The sequence below is a fragment of the Pseudaeromonas pectinilytica genome (genome assembly GCF_054780855.1).
Genome location: NZ_BAAGVN010000028.1, coordinates 1 through 22,690, shown reverse-complemented (window position 1 = coordinate 22,690; position 22,690 = coordinate 1). Strand labels below are relative to the sequence as shown.

Here is a 22,690-nt window from a genome sequence, read left to right as displayed (position 1 = left end):
ATCTACTACCTGAAGCAACACCGCTTATATACCCGCACACTTGGAATTATTTGAGTCTCTAAAAATGAGGGGATCTCTGAGGTTCGTTGGTAAACCGGTATGCTTGCTCGGCAGATCTATAGCGCTCTATCCGTTGAAGGCTCGAAAGCCTCTGCTCTGATGCCGCGCAGAATATTGTGCTCTGCCTTGGGACTCAATTTTGCTAAGGTACCTGTCACCTCTGACATTTTATCCCTGTGCCCATGTCCATCTCCTATTACGACCAGCATGCCGATGCGTTTATTGTCGGTACCCTCGATGTCCAGATGCAGAGTCTGTACGACAAGTTTCTGCCCCATCTGGCGGCAGGGAGCCATATTCTGGATGCCGGTTGTGGTTCGGGGCGGGATAGCCGTTATTTTCTGCAGCAGGGCTTTGAGGTTACGGCGCTGGATGCCAGTTGGCCCTTGGTACTGCATGCCCGCACGCTCACCGGTTTGCCGGTGTTGCACTGCCGCTTCGATGAGTTTGTTGCCGAACAACCGCTGGATGCTATCTGGGCCTGTGCCTCTTTGCTGCATGTGCCGCAGGCCGAGTTGCCATCGCTCATGGCGCATCTGGCACTCCAGTTACGCAGCGGCGGCCTCTTCTATTGCTCCTTCAAATATGGGCAAGGTGAGGTCAGCCGCGACGGTCGGCACTTTACCCAACTGGATGAGGCTGGGCTGACGAGGTTGCTGCAGGGTTTGCCCCTGCAAGTAGTCGAGAGTTGGCAAACCGCCGATCTGCGCCCCGGTCGCCAGGATGAGCGCTGGTTGAATGTGTTGCTGCAACGGCAGGGTGCTAGCCATGAGTGAACAACTGGAGCAGCAACATGGGGCGTGGAAACGTTACTGGCCCAAGCCTGAACAGTTGCTGCTCGCCATTGGCATCGATGCGAACAGCGAGGTGCAGTGGCTGGCCCGGCAGTGCGGCCAGTTGGTGCTGGTGGCGCCTGAACTCAAGCAGGCGGAACCTGATGGGGCGATGGCGCCTCATTCGGTAGCCGTGTCCGTGCAGGAGGCTCCTGCGGGTTACAAGATTGCAGTCGCCTCCGAGGTGCGCTGGATCCCCGACAGACTGCCGGAGTTGGCAGCCTGTTATCAGCTCAACCTGCAATTTGATCGGATTTTGCTTAGTCGAAATGGCTGGCACTCGATCGCAGCCAGTCAGCGCGAGCGAGCACTACGCAAACTGGGCAATCTGCTAGCACCCGGCGGTGTTCTGGTGATAACGCCTTGCCTGGGCGAGTATGCGTCTGGAGTGTTGGATCAGGATGAGCTGGCCGCTCTGGCGCGCAAGTTTGGTCTGGTGCTGCAACCGCTGACGCAGGAGGGTACCGCGATACTGCAGTTGCCGGATGATGGCAGCGGGGCATTGGCCCGTATCCGTCATATCGCCGTCAACGACAGCAAGAGCTCCACCTACAAGCTGGCGTTGCTACGCACTTTGGTGCGTATTGCCGATGCTCATCCAGGCGCGGTGTGCGATCGCAGCGAGGGGCGGGTGGCTATCTCGCTCGGCCTGGTGGCGCTGTACTGGATCCGGTTGTTCAAGCGCTTGCTGGATGCCGATCTGCAGCAAAATTCCAATACCGGCAAGGGGCTGGGCTTTGTCACGCAGCAGGGCTGGCAGCCGCTGGCCCAGCTTAAGGCCGATGATTTTGCCATCGGTGCGCTGTTTGTCGGCGAGCAAGCGCTGGCGTTGCAGCAGCTGTTTGCCGACACCATCAAGACCATGCAGGAAGGGCCGGTTACCTTCATCTATCAGGGCGATAAACAGAACCGTCTCTTCACCATCGAGAGAGCTCTACGTCGCAAGAATAGCCAGAGTGTGTTACTGGATCGGGCCTTCTTCGACAGCTTTGGCCTGTTCACTCTGAGCGAGGAGATGTGGAATTCGCTACGCAGCTACGGCTGCTGGATTGAGCCCTTGCTGGTGCAGCAGTGGATTGCCCAGATGAAGCGATTCCAGCGCAATATCGTGGCGAACCATTCGCTGGACTATTACCACGAGGCGCTGATTTGGCTGGAGCGCGAGCACGATACCGCTCGGGTGCGACAACGGGTCGATGCCCTGGCGCGTGGCGGCCATGCCATCCGTTCGGTCTGGAGTGGTCATCCGCTGCAGAGTTATCAAGTGGACCACTGCCTGCCCTTTGCCTATTGGCCCAACAACGATCTATGGAATTTGCTCCCTGCCTCGGTGCAGGAAAATGGCAGCAAGAGCGATCGGGTGCCGAGTCGTCCGCGACTGAGCAACGCCCGAGCGCACATCCTCGATTGGTGGCAACTGGCCTGGAGTGGCGAGCGCGAGCAGCAGCAATTCTTCATCGAGGCCCATCTGTCGTTACCGAACATTCCCCGTGACTGCCGCAACCATGAGGAGGTGTTTGAGTCGATGCAGGATCAGATCTTGGGTGTCCGCCAACGGCTGCAGGTCGGCGAGTGGTAGCCCTGTTTTAAAACCGATAATGAGCACTGAGGATATACATGGATCTTGATCTGCTGTTTGCGCCGTTGTTCCAGATGGCTTGGTGGTTGGTGCCGTTGCTGCTGGTGATTGGGCTGGTGAAGAGTCCCTGGTTCAAGGGGCATCTGGGGGAGTTTGCCGTCAATCTGGCGATCAAGCTGCGACTGGACAACGCGACCTACCATCTCATCAAGAACGTCACGCTACCAACCGAGGATGGGACTACCCAGATTGACCATGTGATCGTCTCCGTCTATGGCGTTTTCACGGTCGAAACCAAGAACATGAAGGGCTGGATTTTTGGTGGTCAGCAGCAGAAGAACTGGACCCAGAAGATCTATCGCCGCACCCATAGCTTTCAGAATCCGCTGCGCCAGAATTACAAACATACCCGCACTCTGCAGTCGTTGCTCGGGCTGAGCGATGAGCAGATCTTCTCGGTGATTGCCTTTGTCGGCGACGCTACTTTCAAGACGCCGATGCCGGAGAATGTCACCCGCGGCAATGGCTTTCTGCGCTATATCAAGGCCAGAGCCGAACCGGTTCTTACGTCCGAGCAGGTGCAGACGATCATCGATACGATCGAAGGCGGTCGTCTGGCACGCAGCCTTAAAACCAACCGCGAGCATGTGGCTCATGTCAAACGCATCGTGGCCGAAAAGGCTGCAACGCCATCCTGCCCTACCTGCGGCAGCACCATGGTCTCCCGGCAGGTAAAACGCGGAGCGAATGCGGGCAACACCATCTGGGGTTGCTCCCGTTACCCCACCTGTCGTGGGCTGATCGCGCAGGAATAATCAGTTTTAGACGAGGCGGCATCCCCTTAACCTTTTACTTGGCCTCTCACTCATGGAATCGATGTTGAGCACAAATTCGTATCTAAGTGACGATCGCAGAAATGGTCATTGCACTGTTTAGTTGAGGATTCCTTCTGTGGTCTTTGCTGTATTTATCTGACCCCAGAGCCCATTTTGGCGGCGCGCCGCAAGATTGCGGATCCAGTCGCTATTGTGAGTTGGGGATGGAACTGCCGCACACCCGCTCAAGATGGATCTGGTAAGCTAGAGCGCCTGATTGATTGCTTTGGAGCTATGCCATGACCTCGACTTATTCTCCGCCATTTCAGTTGACCCATGCCCTGTTGAGCCGGGTCGCCGAGATCGCCGAGTTGGTGGGACAGTGGCGTGCGACGCAGAACTCTCAGATGCCTTTTTTACACCGTGAAAACCGTATCCGAACCATTCAGGCTTCGTTAGCTATTGAACACAACACCTTGAGTCTTGAACAAGTCACCGCGGTTATCGATGGTAAAACGGTCCTGGGATTGCCGCGGGAAATTCAAGAGGTGCGCAATGCGTTTGCGGCGTATGAGGCGCTGCCACATTGGGATCCTGCTTCCCCTGCGGATCTTTTAACTGCTCATGGCCGTCTTATGCTGGGTCTCTGTGATGAGGTTGGTGGATGGCGGACCCAAGGGGTTGGGATTTCCCGTGGTAGTCAGCTCGTTCATATGGCGCCACCTGCGAGCCAAGTTCCCAGACTCATGACGCAGTTGCTTGAATGGCTGGTTCATACCGAGGCTCATCCACTCATAGCTTCTTGTGCCCTGCACTATGAGTTGGAGTTCATTCATCCCTTCAATGATGGTAATGGTCGAATAGGGCGCTTGTGGCAGACGCTGATCCTGAGTCGCTGGCAGCCAGTACTCGCGTTTCTGCCGGTTGAGACTGTCATTCAGTCCCGGCAAGAGGCCTATTATCAGCAATTGAGTCGAGCGGATAGTCGCAGTGATTGCACTGATTTTATTCTGTTTCTGCTCGAGGCCTTGCGAGATGCGCTGGCTAGCGCTATTCAAGTGCAGCCAGCTATTCCGATAAAAACGCGGGCAGAAACGCGGACAGAAACGCCGGCAGAAACGCCGGTAAAAATGCCGGGTGAGCCTGCAGTAAAAACGCCAGAACTCCTGTTGCAACTGTTGTCGGTCGAGCCTGAATTGACGCTCAGAGAGTTAGCCATTCGGCTTGGCAAATCACGCAGTGCGGTCGAACGAGCGGCGGCCCGCTTGGTGAGTGACGGGCGGTTGCGTTTCGTCGGACCGCGTAAGGGCGGACACTGGCAGCTGCTATAGCGGCCCTGTCTGCGGATGATGACGCTTAACGGCTTCGCCACACCGTTGGCCGGTTGGCCAACCAACGGCATCAGCTATTGGTCTGGTGGCCGCGGGGGTTGTTCTGGAAATGGCGTTTGTATTCGCGGCTGAACTGGGAGGGGCTGTTGTAGCCCACCAGAGTGGCGGCTTCGGCGATGCCGCGGCCTTCACGCTGGATCAGCTCCCGTGTCCGATTGAGGCGGATTTGCTTCATGTATTGCAGCGGTGAGACCCGCGTCACCTGACGAAAGGCACGATGGAATGATGACACGCTCATATGGGCTTCGGTGGCGAGCCCTTCGACCGTCAGCGGGGCGGCATAGTCGCGATGAATGCGCCCCAACACCCGGGCGATGCGGGCATAGTGGCTATCGTGGCGGGCCAGCTCCAGCAGCACATAGCCATAGGGGCCGGTCAGCACGCGGTAGAGGATCTCCTGCAGGATACCGGGTCCGAGAATGCTGGCTTCACTCTCGCAGGTCAGAGCGCCGAGCAGGCGTTCACAGGCACCGAGCAAGGGCGGCGACAGGCTGACACTGGAAAGACCGCATTCGATGCTGCGGCAGGGCTCCATCGGCGATTCTGGCGGAAACAGTTGCTCCACCAGCCGATGCAGGGACTGGGCATCGATGTCTACCGCCAGCCCGAGGATCGGCTCCTCCGGGCTACAGTGCGCCTCGCACTCCAGCGGCAGCGGTACGCCGACGACCAGATAGGAGTCGGGGCCATAGGCGACTTGCTGCTCCCCCAGATGAATGATCTTGTGGCCTTGCCCCATGATGAGCAGTCCGGACTGATAAGTGAGGGGTTGCCGCGGATTGCCCCGCGACGCCCGAAAGAAGCGCACCCCAGGCAGGCTGGTGGCGATGGAGCCTTCCAGCTGCTGCAGTCCCATCTGTTCGACATAGCCTTGCATGGCGCGGGCCAGGGTCATCGCCGCCTCTCCTCATCGGTGATTGGGTTAACTTGGTAGAAATAGGCAAGTATTTGCCATGAATGTCGCTTACCGGCGCTTAATCTAGCAACTATTATGATAGTCGTCATCCACGGCATGCTTCTGGCGCCGCCGTGTATTCCTATCGGCACTTCAGACTAGACAAGGGCATATGATGAATAACTTTACCTACTTCAACCCGACCCGCATTCACTTTGGCAAAGGGCAGATCGCCAAGCTGGCCGAAGAGATCCCGGCCGACGCCAAGGTGCTCATCACCTATGGTGGCGGCAGCATCAAGAAGAACGGCGTGCTGGATCAGGTGCATGCTGCGCTGGCGGGCCGTAGTTTTCAGGAGTTTGGTGGCATCGAAGCCAACCCGCATTTCGAGACCCTGATGCAAGCGGTCGCCGTGGTTAAAGCCGAGTCCATTGACTATATCCTGGCGGTGGGTGGTGGCTCCGTCATCGACGGTAGCAAGTTCATTGCCGCGGCCGCTCGTTATGAGGGCGATGCCTGGGAAATCCTGCAAACCTATGGCAGCAAGATCAGCGATGCGGTACCGCTGGGAACTGTGCTGACATTGGCGGCTACCGGCTCCGAGATGAATAACGGCGCTGTGATCACCAAGGCAGAGACTCAGGACAAGCTGTTCTTCTTCTCGCCGTTCGTGCAACCGCGCTTCTCCATTCTGGATCCGGTCACCACCTATACGCTGCCGGCGCGCCAGATCGCCAACGGCGTGGTTGATGCCTTCGTGCACACCCTGGAGCAGTACACCACCTATCCGGTCAAGGCCAAGGTGCAGGACCGCTTCGCCGAAGGTTTGCTGCGTACCCTGATCGAAGAGGGTCCGGTTGCGCTGGCTCATCCGCAGGATTATGACGTGCGCGCCAACCTGATGTGGACGGCGACCATGGCGCTCAACGGTACCCTGAGCACCGGCGTGCCGACCGACTGGGCGACTCATATGATTGGTCACGAGATCACAGCTCTGTGTGGCCTGGACCATGCCCAGACCCTGGCTATCGTGCAAACTGCGGTGTGGAAGCACAAGTTTGCCGCCAAGCAGGCCAAGCTGGCTCAATACGCCGAGCGGGTGTTCGATGTGCGTGAGGGCAGCGAAGAGCAAAAGGCTCGCGCCGCCATCGAGCAGACCGAAGCCTTCTTCACCGCCATGGGCAATCCGGTGCGTCTGTCGGCCTATGGCCTCGGTGAGGAGGTGATCGACAAGGTCGCCGCCAAGCTGACCGAGCATGGCCATGTCGCACTGGGTGAGCACAGCGATATCACCCCGGAGGACGTCAAGCAGATCCTCCGCCTGGCGCTGTAAACCATCTGGAACCGCGTGGGTTAACAACCCGCAGAGCTATGCAAACGCCACCCGTTCGGTGGCGTTTTTTGTGGGCGTCAGCCTGGTAGGGCTATGCGTCAGCTCAATCGGGGCGCAGTAGGAAAACCCAAGGCACTACTAGCAGCACGGGTGGAGTTATGGGCGGCAGGGGGGATGGCCGTCTCTTCGAACTAGGCGGGTGACCGCTGTGGCGTCGGGACTTCGGATATTTCACGCTCGACCTGGCGATACAGGGCACAACCGGCCACCAGACCACAAGTCGCCAGCAGATACCAAATCCACTCGGGCGGCGTTGTACCCGAAGCGCCGAGACAAAGACCGATCAGCAAGTTACTCAACAAAGCGACCACGCCCCCGACACTGGCATAAAACCCGTAGTGGCTGGCCAGCAAGCCGGGAGCCGCATAATGAGGCAGGCGCGCAGAGAACAGCGGATAGCACAGAATAGAGCCGAGAGAAAAGAGTACCGCCTGGCTCAGAACGGCCAAGACGGGCCACGCGGCCAACCAGCTGATCAGCAGGTAACTGCAGCCCATACAGGCCAGCCCCAGCCCCATGCCACGGGCTACCCCTAAACTCCGTTGTACCCAGAGGCTGGCGGGTAGTTGCAGCAGGACACCGATCAGGGCGGTGACGGTAAAGACGCTGCCCAACAGAGTGGCAGTTTGCTGCTGGCTGTGAATAAATGCCGGTATGGATAGATAGAGCTGATGAAACAGCACGCCATAGGCGGCCGAGAAGATCGTAAAGCATAAAAAGGCGCGATTGCGAAGAATGGTGCGCCACTGTTGCCAGACTCTCTCTCGAGGGTGAGAAACCGCCGAGCGATGAGGCGGCAGATAGTGCCATTGCAACCCGGTCAGCAGTAGAAACACGCCTCCAGAAACCCAGCCTGTGAGTGCATAACTGGATTGCGTCAGCCATAAGCCAAGTAGCGGCCCCAGCAGCATGCCCGCCTCGCTGGCCAGATTGTGCAACGCAAACGCTTGTTGTCGCTGGGCCGGATGCGGGCATTCCTCAGCCAGATATGCCTGGGCACATGGCGTAAAGAGGGCTCCGGCAAATCCGGTCAGGAAGGCCGCCAGCAGTAAGACGGGCAGTTGCTCGGCCCAGCCCAATAATGCAAATCCGCCCGAGCGGATCAGACAGCCACCGATGATGGCCGCCCGATACCCCAGGCGATCGCCGAGTGTTCCTCCCAACAAAAACAAGCCTTGCTGGCTGAACACGCGCATCCCCATGACCAGGCCAACCGCCCAGCCAGCCAGTTCCAGACCGCTCCCCAGATGATGAGCCAGATAGGGCATCATCATGTAGAAGCCCAGATTGAAGGCCAGGGCATTGATAACCAGCAGACGAGCCGCACGACTCAGCCCGCACCAGATTTCCCATCCGGCATGCAGGATCTTGATGGCCATCGGCTTCAGCTCGCCCGCCGTAGGGTCCGAATGTAAGGCAAGCCTGCATCATCATGGTGGATCTGCACCGGTACCTGGTACAGCTGGCTGATCAACGCCTCGGTGAGCACCTCTGAAGGGGGCCCCATGGCTTGCAGGCGGCCATCAGCAAGGACGATCAACTCATCGGCAAATTGAGCGGCCAGATTGAGATCGTGCAACACCACCAGGCTAATCCAGTTACGCAGACGAGTTTGATGGTGCAGATGCTCCATCAGTTGCATCTGGTGCTGTAAATCCAGCGCGCTTACCGGCTCATCCAGCAGCATGATCTGTGGCTCCCGCAGCAAGACCTGAGCGAACAGCACCATCTGGCGCTGTCCGCCACTCAGGGTGCTCATCGGACGATCCGCCAGATGCGCCATCCCCAAACTCTGGAGTGCCGTCATGGCGGCGCGCAGGTCATCGTCGCTCAATCGTAACTTGAGGCTTTGCAACCGCCCCAGGACCACCACTTCCAGCACACTTAGCTCGAGCTCCAGCTGATTATTTTGTGGCATATAGCCAAACTGTTGTCGCCACCGGTTGGCTCCCAGGTCGGCAAGTGTGCGGCCATTAAATTGGATCGTGCCCTCTTGCAGGGGTAATTCACCGAACAAGGCCCGCAGCAAGCTGGTCTTGCCGGTGCCGTTGGGGCCGATGATCACATGCAGCTGCCCAGGAGAGAGCTGCATACAAAGGTCGCGGGACAATACCTGTTTCCCCAGGGCAATCGCGACATGATTGAATTCAAGCATGCTTACGCCCCCGTCCCAAAATCAACCAAATAAAAAACGGTACCCCGATGATGGCGGTCACTATGCCGATCGGGAACAAGGCGCCGGGAACAATCGATTTGGATATCACAGAGGACATCGACAACATAGCGGCGCCGCAAAGCGCAGAGAGCGGAATTAGAAAGCGCTGGTCTTCACCAATCAACATGCGGCCAATATGCGGTGCAACCAGACCGATAAATCCGATGATGCCGACAAAACTGATGGCGGTCGCCGTCATCAGCGCCACCAGTACCAGCGTCTTGATCCGTAACGCGTTGATGTTGACTCCCAGGCTGCGCGCGCGGGCCTCACCCAGACGTAAACAGGTCAACTTCCAGGCATCACGATACAGCAGCACGCTACACCCCAGCGTGATGACGAACGTGATGGTCAAGGAGTCCCATGTGGTCCGCATCAGACTGCCAAACAACCAAAATACGATCTGCTGATTGAGCTCCGGCGAAGAGACAAACTGCAGCAGCGAGAGCAAAGACTGGAACAGGAACAGCAGGGCGATCCCCGCCAGTATGATGGTCTGACTGTTGACATGGCGCATCAGTGCCAATCCGAATAGCATCGAGGCCGCCAGCATACTGAAGAAAAATGCACCTAACGGAATGCTCAACAGGGATTCCAGACCGAATAGATTATTTACCACCAACGCCAGTGCAGCGCCAAAGCCTGCCGCTGCGGCGATGCCGAGTGTAAAGGGGCTGGCCAGCGGGTTATCCAGCAAGGTTTGCATCTGAGCGCCGCCCAACCCCAGCGCAGCTCCGACGACCAGTGCCATCAGCGCAATGGGCAGTCGCATCTCGATCACAATGGTTCGGGTCATGGCGTCCGTGTTGGCGGGTGACCATAAGGTGTGCACCACATCGAGCAACGGTAACTGGGATGGACCGGTTGCGATGTCCAACAACAGGGTGATCACAATCAGGACGATAAACGCAGCAAGAAAACGCCAACGACGGGCCTCGCGCTGACGTTGCTGAACCAGCGCCTGTTCCAGCATCGCCACCTCAGCCATGACAAAGTCTCCAACTCACGACATTAACCTCAACAGATAAACAAGCCTGAGAAACCCGACGCGACCATGCCGAGCGCGTCTTGGGACCGCGTTTCAACGGGTATGCAGATTGGGATTGATATTCTCAGCGTCTTGTGAGAATTATTATAATGATAACTATTATCTACACCTTTAGCACTCCTTTGAGGACGTTATGCCCCTAAAAAAGTCATTAATTAAAGTCACTGCGCTGTTAACTCTCTGTCTTTGCTCCTGTTTTGCTTTTGCCAAACCCACGATCATTGAAGATGTGTTGGGGCGAAAAGTCAGCGTCGAAACACCGGCCAAACGTGTATTGCTCGGTTTTTATATCGAAGACTACTTTGCTGTCGGTGGTGATGAGGCTTTCGATCATTTGGCGGGGATCTCCAGCGGTTGGTTTATCAAATCGCGGCCTGCCATTTGGAATATGTATGTGGCCAGCAAGCCGCAGCTGGCCCAGGTGCCGGATGTCGGTAATGTGCAGGATCAGACCTTCTCGATAGAAAAGGTGCTGGCCAGCAAACCGGATGTGGTGGTTCTGGCTGATTGGCAATTCAAGGCACTGGGGTCCGAGTTAGGGCGACTGGAGCAGGCCGGTATTCCAGTTGTAGTTATTGACTACAATGCGCAGACCCTGCAACGCCATGTGGCCAGTACGCGGATCCTGGGTCAACTGACGGCCAAACCCGAACGCGCCGAACAGATAGCCAAGGCGTATGAGCAAGTTGTCACCACCATTCGAGAACGCGTGGCCGCCGCTCATGTTGTCAAACCCAAGATCTACATCGAACTGGGAGATAAGGGGCCGTCAGAATACAGTTACACCTACGGTAAAAATATGTGGGGCGCGATGGCAGAATTGGTGGGTGGCGACAACATTGCTGCGCCGTTTGTTGAGAGTTGGGGCACCATCCACCCGGAGCAACTCCTGGCCAGCAAACCCGATGTCATCCTGATGGCCGGCTATGAAAGTGTGGTCAGCCCCACGGCCATGCAAGTTGGTCAGGACATCGATGCCGATAATGTGCAGCGTCGTCTGAAAGGTTTCACGCTGCGCGCCGGTTGGTCCAACTTGCCTGCTGTGAAGAATAACCGCGTGTATGCCGTCTACCATGGCGCCACCCGCAGCATTATGGATGCGGCCTTGATGCAGTTTATGGCCAAGGCGCTGTATCCCGATCTGTTTGCCGATCTGGATCCACTGGCTACTTACCTGAATTTTTACCAGCAATACCTACCGATTCGCCCACAAGGTACCTTTATGCTGGGGATAGCCCCAACCGCCTCCTGAGTCCGACAATCGGCGACATCCATCCAATGCCGTGCAGCCCACCACTGCACGGCATTTTCGTTCATAACGCTACGACTCAGGCCGACTAGCCCAGTGTGACACTTTCCCGTCGACCAAAGAAAAAGGCCCTGATTTCTCAGGGCCTTAAGTATGCTGGCGTACTATGAATCAGCCCCACATTACCTTGATTTTGTTATGAAAACCGCACTAGTCATAATCTTTCGTGTAGCTATAAATGTAGCTAAAAAAATACGTGCAAAAAGGAATTCCACTTGGCATCCAATAACTTAAGTGTACAACACAAGTTCCCTAGCGTGAAGGCACAAATAACCGTATTAAAAATGATGTACTCGTTATGCGAACGGGGTGCTGTTTTGCCGGATCTACTGCCTGAGAATCTCTCGTTGTGCTGAGACGACAGATAAATTTCTGATATGGTGCGCTATCTACCGTTGAGGGGACTTATCTGAGGCTGGCATGAAAAAACCGTCTATTCCCTTTGCCCTGACTCATCAGATTGCCAGCCAAGTGTGCAACGTCGCCGAGTTGGTCGGATCATTGCAACTGCAGACTGCCAGTCGGCAGATCGTCTCGCCCGATTCTGATGACCACATTCACGGCATTCAATCGCTCCTGGCACTTGAGCATACCTCGTTGGAGTCTGAGCCAATCCTATCGATGTGTCAGGGGGAATCGTTACCAGACNCAGCCAAGTGTGCAACGTCGCCGAGTTGGTCGGATCATTGCAACTGCAGACTGCCAGTCGGCAGATCGTCTCGCCCGATTCTGACGACCACATTCACGGCATTCAATCGCTCCTGGCTCTTGAGCATACCTCGTTGGAGTCTGAGCAAATCCGATCGATGTGTCAGGGGGGATCGTTACCAGAGCTCGAGCGGGTGAGCCTGCTCGTTCGTAACCTTAAGACGTTATTAGAACAACCTCAATCGCCTGCGACTACCGCAGGCCCAGTACCTATTTCTTATCTGCCAAGATTACCCCGAACCGCCCCAATGATGACAATACAAATCACTCTTTTAGCCCACCCCTCGCGCCACCCCTGGCAGCAGTAACCAACAGCAATATTAAATTCAATATAATCAATGAGTTATATCTTGTTGATTATATTGATTATTTTGTATCTATTTGATTTATAATGATTTATTAAAGAATCACTTAGTCTTGGTACTCCAGACCCAGGCCATCCCTCCGCCAACACAGCGAAAATCCGTGTGCTAGACTCAATGCATGGCCTTCTTCGGATCACTACCATGTCCAGGCAGTTGATAAGGGCGTTAGCTCTACTGGTTTGCAGTTTCCCCTTTTGCCAGAGTGAAGCGCTGGAGCTGGCCGTGATGCATGGCAACAAACAGCAGCGGGATAATTTTGTGGCCGTGCTACGGGATTTCTATGCCGAAACCGGTATCCGGGTGCAATTGCTGGCCTACACAGACAGCGAGTACAAGGCCCGCTTTCCTCACTGGCTGGTGGCGGGTACCTCACCGGATCTGCTCTACTGGCAAGGTAGCGAGCGCCTGCTGGCCTATGCCCGTCAAGGCGCCTTGAGACCCATGGATGAGCTGTGGCAACAGCAGGACTGGCAAACCAGTTTCGGCAAGGCCATGCAGGCCGCCGTCTCCTGGCAGGGACACACCTACGCCCTGCCCTACAGCTACTACCACTGGGGCCTCTTCTACTCCAAAAGCACCCTGCAACGCGCCGGGCTCACCCCGCCGACCACCTGGACACAACTGCTGCAAAGCTGCCCCCTGTTACGCAACAAGGGAATAGTGCCGCTGGTATTGGGCACAAAAGAAAGCTGGCCAGCCCTCGCCTGGTTTGACTATCTCAACCTGCGCCTCAACGGCCTGGCCTTTCACCAGCAGGTGACACGCGGTGCTGTGGATTACCGGGATCCGCGCATCCGGCAGGTATTCAGCCACTGGCAACAACTGATCGCAGCCCGCTGCTTCAATGACAACATGACCCGGCTGGATTGGAACGACAGCATCCCCTACCTCTACTACGGCAAGGGGGCCATGTCACTGATGGGCAGTTTTGCCATCCCCAAACAGCGCATTGACGACATTCAGACCCTGCCCTTTCCCACCTTGCGCGCCGATATGCCGCGCTATGAAGACGCCTCGCTGGATCTCTTCGTGCTGCCGGCCCGCGCCAATCCGCGCATGATGGAGGTCAAGCTCCTGCTGGCCTATCTGGGCCGTCCCGAGGTGCAGCTCCGGCTCAATCACCAGCTCGGCACCTTCTCCCCCCACCGGCAAAGCCAGCAACAGCTCTCCGCCATTCAAGCGGCCAGCAAGCAGGTGCTGCAGGGCGCCGCCGGTTTTGCCCAATACTTCGATCGGGATGTGCCACCGGACTTTGACCGGGCCGCCACCCCCATCATGGCCCGATTTGCCAGCCACCCCGATATAGAACACACCCTCACTCAACTGGAGGCGCTGCGCCAGCAACACTACCCCGCCAACCCGCTCCCTCTAACCACACCACCCACCGGCGTCCCCCCGCCTTGATAACCCCAGACGCCGCCCAGCGCCTGCCCAAGCCACAGCGCCAGTGAAACAGCAATAAAATACCTAATAAAATCAATATATTATATCTTATTGATTTTATTAGGTATTTTATATATATCTGATTTTGTTGATGTTTTTTAATGAGCATCCGAGATCACCAAAGGACAGCCATGCATCCGGCAAAAACCGTTGTAGGCTGGTGCTGAGCCTGCGAAGCCCAGCGTTTACCGCGAGCAAAACACAAAGATGGCGCCAAAGGAGACTCAAGCACTGAGAGTTGGGAATTCGTTGCCTGTCTCTTTCATCACAACAGCTCCCACCGACCACGCTTGCGCGGCCCGACAAAACGTAAGCGACCGGCTTTGACCAGACCAGAGGCGGCCCGCTCTATGGTACTGGTTGCTTTATCAAGCCGAAGTGCCACCTCTTTTAGCGTCAAATCAGGCTCCGCCGACAACAGAGCCAGTACCAGCTCCGGTGTCTTGGGTTTGGGTTCTACCCGCGTTTCTACCTGCGCATTTGACCATTCCAGCCTCGTCATCTGTATCTCTAGTGAGATAAGAGATTCGGTAGCACAGATAGGCCCGTTCATGGTGTCGAAACATGAACGGGTTAATAGATTGACATTATTTTCGGCAAGCTCGGGGGAACTGAGTGTACGTGAGCCAGGGTTTGCGTTGCGCGTTGAAGCAGGGCAGCAGCGATTATCCCGCCACCGTCCAGTTCATTTCAGGCTTGAGTGAACGCTGATCAACCACACAATGGTATTACCTGATTTAGTGATATACCGTTTTTCTAATTGGTAACGGTCTATCTCGTCATCGATTAACTGTCGTAACAGGTATAAATCCGAGTCCAAATCGTCTGGATGAGTAATGTCCTGAAAAGTAAGCTTAACGAATTCATCTTGGCTGTAACCGACCTGGGGCTATCGGTGTTTCAGTGGGTCATTACAATCCTTGCTACCGACTAGCTCCCCTCGAGCTAATCGGTAGCGTGGCTGTTGGGTATGGATGTATGATTAACAGTAGTAAATGAAGCTGTTTGGCAGATCAAATGAAATTATTAGCTACTTACGAAGATAAAGACGAAGCGGAAATTGCGCTGACTAAAATCAGTGGGGAAAAACGTTTGGCAAGCGAACGGGATAGTACCGTTGTTATTTACAATCTTTTTGGTGAACCTTCCTGGGGTAATTTTTACAAACTAGATATGTTCAGGCTAAAAGAATTACAAGCTATCGTTGAATTGCGGCGAAATGGTGCTGCATTTGATGAAGATCTGCACAAAGAGATAATCATGACGCTAAAGTATGTAGCCAATAACTATGGTATAACGATACCAAGTCATTGGCTTTAATTCAAATAAAAACAATAGCATCGTTAGCTTGATGATGAACATCTAGACGGGTATTAGACGATAGTCTGTTTTCATTAAAGTTAATATCGAATGGAAACCAAGCTGGATCGTTACTGATGGCTGACATACTTTTGCTTGAGTTTCCTTCTGCTCTCACCGACACTTCGACTAACCAAGCAATAACACTGTCATGATTAATTGTGATTGGCTTACGCAACTGATATAAACCCTGCTTTGGATTGGATAACAACTCCAAATTCATCAAGGTTCTAACAACAAATTGAATGCAACGCTTAATAGTCGATGTGTCGCCATAGTTTTCGGTGATACGTTGTTCTAACTGAGAGTATATAAATAACCCTTCATGTTTAGCCATTCTACCAATCTGCGATGTGACATTATAAAAAAATGGATACTTGGCCAGCATCATTCCCCAATGAATGGCAATATTCACCTCACTGTGCTCAATAAGCAGTCTACAAGCATCGTCATGAAATGCTTTGGGTACGGACTTTGATTCCGAATCCCAAATCCCAAAGAGCAGATTTCTGGTTTTGTCTTGGGCAACTTTACTGTCAAAGCTGGGGGCAAGTAATGCATCAATTCTATTTTTCAATGCTTGGCCGTGAACCCCATTTGCTGACCAGGATGCGGTTTGGACTAGCCAGTCCATCTCTAAATGCCGATTAAATCCAATAGCGGGTTTCATGACTCAATATTCCTTTTAAAAATTACAATTGAGTTTCCTTGTTGCAGACATTCAAATGCCGACATATCAAGATTGCATAAGTTAATATCAAGGTGGAAGGGGAAGAGCGCCTGATCATTCAAGGCATCATCAAGAGAAATACTCTCTTTGTTTGATGAAATGAGCAAAGCATCAAGCAGCCAGTTTGCCAGATGACTACTTATACTGACTCGTTGATTAACAATAGAATAACAGGCTGGGCTTATGTTTCGTTTTAATATGCCCAATTCCATCATGGTTCTTAATACGGCACTTAACGCTCTGCTGGTGGCTTCGGTTTCACCATAGAGCATACTCATGCGTCGAAAAGCTTGGGCATAAGTAAAAGTGTTATTTAGTCTTGATTGTCGACCAATAAAGCGAGCTACTTCGGCAAAGAATGGCTTTCTCGCAATTAACATGCCCCAATGAATAGGTAGGGAAAATGATTCAGCATCTTTATGTAATTCAATTCCTTTATCAAAGAAATTCTTTATATATTGATCGACGGGTTGGGTCCAAACTGATGTAAGCAAATTACGCGCTTTACGGCGGTTTTCTTTGGAGACAATATAGGCGCTTAAAAAGTTATCAAGGCTGTTATTTAGCTGAGCAGAGCTGGCCCCGTTTGCTACCCAACGAAGAGATTGTTCGAGCCACTCTTTTTCAACATGGCGACAGAAGCCTGGAGTTTTAACCATAATCTATTGTTTTCTATTCACAATGACAAAAGGAACTACGACCTCATGGAGGCTGATCCCGCCGTGTCCAACAATGACATCGCCTTTGCTTTTGAAGGCACTATTCGCGTTGGCAAGCAGCGGGTATGTTGCTTTAGGAAGCCCTAGTTCAGGACCGGGCCATGCTATCACAGATCCATGGCAGGCTTGAGCAGTACTGTCACGCAAGGCCGGATCGTGATAGATCCGTACTCGTTCGCCTCTGGTATCTGCTTTCACTCCCTCATTGATATATCCTATTCCCGTCGCTTCCTGGCTGCCATGATCTGAAGTAATGATAATTTCAAAGCCTTCGTCTAATAATTCGGCAATTCTTTCTTTGAAATTCCAGTCAGTTAGCCAACCATCCACGACCATATTTAAAGCAGACATCCCATTTTTTATGCCATGCATTTGCTCATCAATAAAGTTTATGACCAACCCGGCTACTTTAACATTTGGTGATGTTATTAAGTCTTGCCATGGGTCATTCGATAGCGACTCTATTTTTTTAGCATATTTTATTTCACGCTTGGCTAAACCTTTCTCTTGCCAATAATCAAGCCACAGCTGCTCCTCTTTACTGGTGGTCAGCAAAGAGTCTGCAAATGAAAAAGGCTTCTTGCCAGAGAATAAGGCTTGTCGTGATATGGATGTAATTGTGGGCACCCAAGCGAAACAGGCATGTTCTTCCAATGAAATATTGGCACACATCTGCAAGTGATTACGCAATAATGGCCACTGTCGAGCGCCCATGCCATCTAAAACCAGTAGACATACTTTGTTGCCACTATCCACGCGCCGTGATAACCAATCAGGGACTTTATGCAACATTGCCGGATAGCGAACCGTGGGGGTGGTTTGTAACTTTATAAAGTTTAAACGTAGCCATTCCTGAAATAGAAAATCCGCAGTGGTATTTAATCTCTTTATTTCTTCGGCCAGCGCAGCAACAGGCGGTTGTTTTTTGTTTTCATAAAACAATGCATTCATAATCCCGAGCGAGTGTGACTGCTCAAACCAGAATTCAGTATTGATACTTTCTAGTTCGCATTGTTCAAAGCAAGCCTTGGCATTTTTCAGTAAGAGACTTATCCGTTCGCGTTCAGTTATCTCCGGCTCTTTAGCAATGCCAAACCAAGCCCAATGTCCAGCGGGCAGGCCATCTGCTTTCACCGGCTTGATAATGCCTTCGGCGAATAAGTTGTCAATAAACACACGGATGTCACTATCAGCAAATGGCACAATAAGTTGTTCACTTGGCCATGAGGTATTTGCAATGGTGTTGAGTGATTCGCTCTGCAGATACATTTCCCATTGTTGCTGCAAGAAATCAAAAAAAGTACTTCTGTTCGGAACTAATGTATTAAAGTCCCAACATTTAAATTTTGGCGTAAGAGTGAGCAAATGAATAAGCCGATCTTCAATCTGCGTAGGCATCTCAATGCCAACATAGTGCTTTCTGATTAATAGCCTAACCAGATCGGTGTTAGTCTGGATCGTCTCGGGAGCTATGCGATAAATATGGCGAAGTAAGAAATCGAGACTGGACTGTTGACTCAGTTTCCCAGGCGTAAATAGTTTTATGGCATCCATGACCGACTGGAATAACGACGCTGGGAGCAATCTGAGTGCTGATAAATCAATGTCCTGAAAAAACTCAGACAAATGGAAGTCAATTTTCCTTGATTCGGCCTGAATGTCATAGGGGATAAATAGCTCTCCTTTCTGGTCTAGACGGATCACAAAGGAGTTTTTTCTGGCCAGTTTTCTCCATGCTTCATACGCTAGGCGAAGTGCGAGAGGATCTTCGTCATCAAATAAAATGGCATTTTTGGTTTGCAAGGCAGCCGATATTTTTGGCTCAAAGAGTAGTCCATCGGGATCGTTAACGATGTAAACAAACGAACCATCCAAGTTTACTTTTTGAATAACATCATCCTGCCAAGTCATATTCATCCTTTAATTTCAAAAGCGGCGTGCAGCATCATGTCCGGAATCGCGTTACGCTTTTTGTCCAGCTCCTGACGCCACAGTGCATATTCACTATCAAGTTGACGCAAACGGTATTGCCGAACCTCTGGTAATCCGACGCGCTCTATCGCGCGTTTTCGTGCGTTAAATGAGTATTCGCCTTTCTCATTCTGGTTATCTAAATCGATTTGAGTAGCTGCCAACATGCTCTCGAAAATCGCTTTGCCTTCCTGTTGCGCTGCCTGATGTAGCAGGGCATAGACTGACTGATGTTCAGCCGGTGCGGCGGCCAACTCTTGAGGCAAGATGTCGAACTCTTTACTACAGACCGCATCCCAGACTCGCTGCGACGCGGTAGCGTAATATTGACCATTCGGCTTGATATAGACCGGCATGTATTGGCAACGGCGCTCTTGACCTGCTACCAGGCGGATACTCCACAATGCCCAGTAACCATTGGCTCCTGCCGGTAACGACTTTACCCTGACACAGGGGATCGGTTGTGCTTCACTCCATACCGGTAATTGGCTACATAGCCCTCTGATCTTGGGGTTTTCCAATGTGAGATGGGTCAGCTCGGGTCGTTGCTGGGCCTCTTTCCCCATAAAGGTGACGCCACTCCATGCTGCGCCATCAGGCCAGATTAGGGTATGTCCACCTTCCTGATCCTCAATGAAATCCGCGGATTGCTGCATGCTGCGTTGCCAACGCAAGTAATTGGCAACCATGCTCTGTATCCAATAAGGCAGCGGGTGGTTCAGGGCTTGGCGATAGTCGTCGGCAGATAAGGGATCATCACCGCCAAACAGCGCGTCCTGCTGCCGCTTATCGACCGCTCCGTCTCTTAACGTAGCCAAAGCTTTGGCTAGCTCCTGATCCATTAATGCAGGATCCGTGATAGAGGCGATAAACAATTCATCAAACAGATGATTGGCGGCGGAGGAGTCCAATACATCGCTGGTCTTATCAACACCAAACTCATCCAGGATGATCTGCAACTTGGTCTCGAGAACTTCACGAACCCTATGCTCCACAGTATCTTCGAGCACGAAATTCAGGGCACGAACGATATGCCGTTGGCCGATACGATCGACGCGGCCAATACGCTGTTCCATGCGCATCGGGTTCCAGGGCATATCGTAATTCACAATCACATGGCAGAACTGCAGGTTGAGACCTTCGCCACCGGCATCGGTGGAGATCAGTATGCGGATGTCACCGGCAAAGGCGGCTTGCACTTTTTTGCGCTCTGCCAGATCCATGGAGCCGTTGAGGCAGACCACACTGATCCCCCGTTCAATAAAGAACTGGGCCAGCATCTCTTGGGTTGGCACAAACTCGGTAAACACCAACATCTTCAGATGTGGGTTACCCTCTTCTTGCTGAAGTCGGTATAACCAATCGAGCAGCGCTTCGGCTTTGGCATCATTTTCTGCATTGACGCACTGCTCCGCTAACGCCAGTAGGCGGCGAACCTCATTCTTCTCATTCTCCAGCGAGGCTTGGCATTGGGCTAATAACTCATCCAACTGGGCTTGACCATCCAGATCGGCCCACTCATCGGCAAAGGCCAGGGGCAACTCCTCTTCAACCCGCTTGTTTTCCAACACATTGAGTCGACGAGCAAGGGTGCGGGCGATGGCCGCACTGCTGGAGCTTACCAAGCGCTGCATCAGGATCATTAAAAAGCCAATGGCATTTTGCTGTTTGGCTTGCGCCTGGTTGTAACCTTCTTTGATGTACTCGGTGACCTCTTCGTAGAGATGGCGCTGCAAGGCATGCTGATCTTGCCACGCTACGGCAACCAGCTCGGTTTGTCGGGGGTTAAACAGCGGTTTGCCTTCGCCATCAATGGCGATCCGCTTTTCAGTGCGGACCACAAAGGGTTGCACCCGCTCTTGGGTCACAGAGCCGACATCTGGGAAGGCCTCGGTATCCAGCAGTGCCATCAGGCGATGGAACGCATCGCTTTTACCTTGATGAGGCGTAGCGGAAAGCAGCAACAGGTAGGGGGCGGCTTCGGCCAGTCCCTGGCCCAGCTTGTAGCGGGCGACCTGATCGGTACTACCGCCGAGTCGGTGGGCTTCATCAATCAAGATCAGATCCCATCCAGCGGCAAACAGATCATCAAACCGCAGCTTGTTGTATTCATTGAGCTGTTTGAGTGACCAGCCTTTTCGGCTTTCGATGGGCTTGATACTGTCAACCGGGCAGACCACCTGATCATGGCGCGACCAGATATTCTCCTGCTCATGTTGCGGTTTTTGCTCACCGGGCAGCAGCAGTTGAAATGACTCGTTAAAGTGGGTCTGCATTTCGCTGACCCACTGACTGACCAGTCCTTTTGGCGCACAGACCAGAATACGCTTGGCTAAGCCGCGCAACTTCAACTCGCGCATCACCAGCCCGGCTTCGATGGTTTTTCCCAGGCCAACTTCATCGGCAAACAGATAACGCACCTGTTTTTTACTCATCGCCTTGGTAAGCGCCTTGAGCTGATGCGGTAGCGGGATCACATTTGATTCGATCGGTGCTAACAACGTGTCTTCTTGCTGAGCATTGGCAATTTTGGCAGCGGTGGCCAAATAGCAGAATGCCTCAGCCGTCACCACAGGCTGTGCGGGCCGTGAGCTGAGATCGACAGCCGGTACCTTGAGCACCACATCTTGTTGCTGCAACCAGACGCGATAAAATTGCTGGCCCCAAAGGCCAGCAGTTTCAATCACTTTGGCATACTGTTGATGGGCCTGACTCCAGGCCCAGTCTCCTACCTGCCACATGACGGCTTACCACTCATCGTCGGCATCGACCTGGCTTAAGGTCACGGCCTGATCAAAGTACATCAGTAGCACAGGATCCTCTTCCAATACCTTGTTGGGCAATTTCTCGGCCACGGCGATCAAAGCGGCAAACTCCTGCTGTTCCCAGAGTTTCTTAAAGCCTACCCGCACTGCTTCAATACGGAACACCTTGAGCTTCTTTTTGGCGGCCTTGTACTCTTCAAACTCTTTAAGCAGCGATTTTTCACGTAATTTTTCCAAGTCACCTGCTTTATTGGGGTCAGGGACATACCAACGATCCTTAGCTTTAGCCACTAGGGCTGGATCATTTTTCGCCAAATTACGCAGCTCTTTCCAGTTAGTAGAAAGGTATGTGTGGATCTGCTCAGGCACTAAATCATTGCCATCGTAACAAAGGAAGTTTTGACTGAGCAGTTCACGCAGATCAAGAGGCGTCTCGTTTTTACTCCAGCCGCCCAACTGCTGCATAAACTGTGGGTTAATATCGGCAAAGGTCTGCGGCTTAGTTTTTAAAAGCTGACGGAGCCAATCGATAGCAGATGCTTCGTCTTTTACAAAAAGAGATGCTTGTATTAATTCTCCAGAAGTTAGCTTCTTTTTATCGTATTCAGCGACTTGTTCTGGTAGAAAAAACATACCATTACGCTCGATGAAGCGCTGTGCAAGCCCAAGTTGAAATTCTTGGCTGGATATAGGTACTGGATAGCCTCTACGTACATAATAAGCTACCATTTGGTCAAATAATATACGTGGATCTCGTTCCGGAATAAATAGCCATAATTTACCTTGTTGCTTAGTAACAGGCAAATAGTTTAGGTGGGTACGGACAAAATCCCAGACACCTTCTTCTGTTTGTGCTTCATTATTAAAACGTGCCTCAAAGCTGTCACTTGGTTTGTAGGCTGAAATAACTAGATCCTGCTTAACAGAAGTAGCATTAGTTACAGCATTGAAACTACCTTTCTTTTTGTCTAATGACGATACATTGGCAACAATAAACCCCGCTTCTGTTAGCAGGGCGGGATCGCACTTTGTTAATGAAATTTGAACAGGCAGATCGTCTGTGATCTAATCGCGTCTCCATGCAGGAGGCAC

General features: G+C 52.9%; 18 protein-coding genes and 1 pseudogene. 8 read left to right on the top strand and 11 right to left on the bottom strand.

Annotation, left to right across the window (positions count from 1 at the left end; genetic code table 11):
* Nucleotides 1–242 precede the first annotated feature (242 nt).
* The 4 genes from ACYVG7_RS02955 (at nt 243) to ACYVG7_RS02940 (ending at nt 4,618) form a co-directional block, all read left to right on the top strand.
* A complete protein-coding gene (locus ACYVG7_RS02955; protein WP_460881759.1) occupies nt 243–836 on the top strand; it encodes a class I SAM-dependent methyltransferase in 594 nt (197 codons plus the stop codon).
* Nucleotides 829–2,472: an HNH endonuclease domain-containing protein gene (locus ACYVG7_RS02950; protein WP_460881758.1), complete on the top strand. Its 1,644-nt coding sequence runs from the start codon at nt 829–831 to the stop codon at nt 2,470–2,472. The genes ACYVG7_RS02955 and ACYVG7_RS02950 overlap by 8 nt, the downstream gene beginning before the upstream one ends.
* A 38-nt stretch (nt 2,473–2,510) precedes the next feature.
* Nucleotides 2,511–3,287, top strand: a complete 777-nt coding sequence (locus ACYVG7_RS02945) for a nuclease-related domain-containing protein (RefSeq protein WP_460881757.1) — start codon at nt 2,511–2,513, stop codon at nt 3,285–3,287.
* A gap of 299 nt (nt 3,288–3,586) precedes the next feature.
* Complete coding sequence (locus ACYVG7_RS02940; protein WP_460881756.1) at nt 3,587–4,618, top strand: Fic family protein; 1,032 nt, start codon at nt 3,587–3,589, stop codon at nt 4,616–4,618.
* 70 nt (nt 4,619–4,688) lie between these two features.
* Here ACYVG7_RS02940 and ACYVG7_RS02935 read toward each other — a convergent pair whose 3' ends face one another.
* Nucleotides 4,689–5,573, bottom strand: coding sequence for an AraC family transcriptional regulator (locus ACYVG7_RS02935; RefSeq protein ID WP_460881755.1), 885 nt, complete (start codon nt 5,571–5,573; stop codon nt 4,689–4,691).
* A 175-nt stretch (nt 5,574–5,748) separates the two neighbouring features.
* On the opposite strand from ACYVG7_RS02935, the gene ACYVG7_RS02930 reads away from it, so the two are divergent.
* Nucleotides 5,749–6,906, top strand: coding sequence for an iron-containing alcohol dehydrogenase (locus ACYVG7_RS02930; protein ID WP_460881754.1), 1,158 nt, complete (start codon nt 5,749–5,751; stop codon nt 6,904–6,906).
* 191 nt (nt 6,907–7,097) lie between these two features.
* On the opposite strand, the gene ACYVG7_RS02925 is transcribed toward ACYVG7_RS02930, so the two are convergent.
* From ACYVG7_RS02925 to ACYVG7_RS02915, 3 genes are read right to left on the bottom strand one after another with little or no spacing between them, the layout of a single operon-like run.
* Nucleotides 7,098–8,345: an MFS transporter gene (locus ACYVG7_RS02925; protein WP_460881753.1), complete on the bottom strand. Its 1,248-nt coding sequence runs from the start codon at nt 8,343–8,345 to the stop codon at nt 7,098–7,100.
* Nucleotides 8,346–8,350: 5 nt separating this feature from the next.
* Nucleotides 8,351–9,121, bottom strand: a complete 771-nt coding sequence (locus ACYVG7_RS02920) for an ABC transporter ATP-binding protein (RefSeq protein ID WP_460881752.1) — start codon at nt 9,119–9,121, stop codon at nt 8,351–8,353.
* Entirely contained in the window at nt 9,114–10,169 is a 1,056-nt protein-coding gene (locus ACYVG7_RS02915; RefSeq protein WP_460881751.1) for a FecCD family ABC transporter permease, read from the bottom strand. The genes ACYVG7_RS02920 and ACYVG7_RS02915 overlap by 8 nt, the downstream gene beginning before the upstream one ends.
* A gap of 193 nt (nt 10,170–10,362) precedes the next feature.
* On the opposite strand from ACYVG7_RS02915, the gene ACYVG7_RS02910 reads away from it, so the two are divergent.
* Both ACYVG7_RS02910 and ACYVG7_RS02905 read left to right on the top strand, forming a co-directional pair.
* Nucleotides 10,363–11,481: an ABC transporter substrate-binding protein gene (locus ACYVG7_RS02910; protein ID WP_460881750.1), complete on the top strand. Its 1,119-nt coding sequence runs from the start codon at nt 10,363–10,365 to the stop codon at nt 11,479–11,481.
* Nucleotides 11,482–12,752: 1,271 nt separating this feature from the next.
* On the top strand, nt 12,753–14,015 hold the full coding sequence (locus tag ACYVG7_RS02905; RefSeq protein WP_460881749.1) for an ABC transporter substrate-binding protein: 1,263 nt from the start codon (nt 12,753–12,755) through the stop codon (nt 14,013–14,015).
* A gap of 304 nt (nt 14,016–14,319) precedes the next feature.
* Here the strand turns inward: ACYVG7_RS02905 and ACYVG7_RS02900 are convergent, their stop codons facing one another.
* Both ACYVG7_RS02900 and ACYVG7_RS02895 read right to left on the bottom strand, forming a co-directional pair.
* A complete protein-coding gene (locus tag ACYVG7_RS02900; protein WP_460881748.1) occupies nt 14,320–14,556 on the bottom strand; it encodes a hypothetical protein in 237 nt (78 codons plus the stop codon).
* 183 nt (nt 14,557–14,739) lie between these two features.
* Nucleotides 14,740–14,925 (bottom strand): annotated as a pseudogene (locus ACYVG7_RS02895) (hypothetical protein); the annotation flags it as partial.
* A 134-nt stretch (nt 14,926–15,059) separates the two neighbouring features.
* Here ACYVG7_RS02895 and ACYVG7_RS02890 point away from each other — a divergent pair.
* Entirely contained in the window at nt 15,060–15,374 is a 315-nt protein-coding gene (locus ACYVG7_RS02890) for a hypothetical protein (RefSeq protein WP_460881747.1), read from the top strand.
* A gap of 1 nt (nt 15,375) precedes the next feature.
* Here the strand turns inward: ACYVG7_RS02890 and ACYVG7_RS02885 are convergent, their stop codons facing one another.
* Genes ACYVG7_RS02885 through ACYVG7_RS02865 form a run of 5 tightly spaced genes read right to left on the bottom strand, consistent with a single transcriptional unit; the run spans nt 15,376 to nt 22,402 of the window.
* Complete coding sequence (locus tag ACYVG7_RS02885; protein WP_460881746.1) at nt 15,376–16,083, bottom strand: hypothetical protein; 708 nt, start codon at nt 16,081–16,083, stop codon at nt 15,376–15,378.
* On the bottom strand, nt 16,080–16,802 hold the full coding sequence (locus tag ACYVG7_RS02880) for a hypothetical protein (RefSeq protein ID WP_460881745.1): 723 nt from the start codon (nt 16,800–16,802) through the stop codon (nt 16,080–16,082). The genes ACYVG7_RS02885 and ACYVG7_RS02880 overlap by 4 nt, the downstream gene beginning before the upstream one ends.
* A 3-nt stretch (nt 16,803–16,805) precedes the next feature.
* On the bottom strand, nt 16,806–18,773 hold the full coding sequence (gene pglZ / locus ACYVG7_RS02875) for a BREX-3 system phosphatase PglZ (RefSeq protein ID WP_460881744.1): 1,968 nt from the start codon (nt 18,771–18,773) through the stop codon (nt 16,806–16,808).
* A gap of 2 nt (nt 18,774–18,775) precedes the next feature.
* A complete protein-coding gene (locus ACYVG7_RS02870) occupies nt 18,776–21,574 on the bottom strand; it encodes a DEAD/DEAH box helicase (RefSeq protein WP_460881743.1) in 2,799 nt (932 codons plus the stop codon).
* Nucleotides 21,575–21,580: 6 nt separating this feature from the next.
* The gene (locus ACYVG7_RS02865) at nt 21,581–22,402 is read right to left on the bottom strand and encodes a hypothetical protein (protein WP_460881742.1); all 822 of its coding nucleotides are present in this window, start codon (nt 22,400–22,402) and stop codon (nt 21,581–21,583) included.
* Nucleotides 22,403–22,690 lie beyond the last annotated feature (288 nt).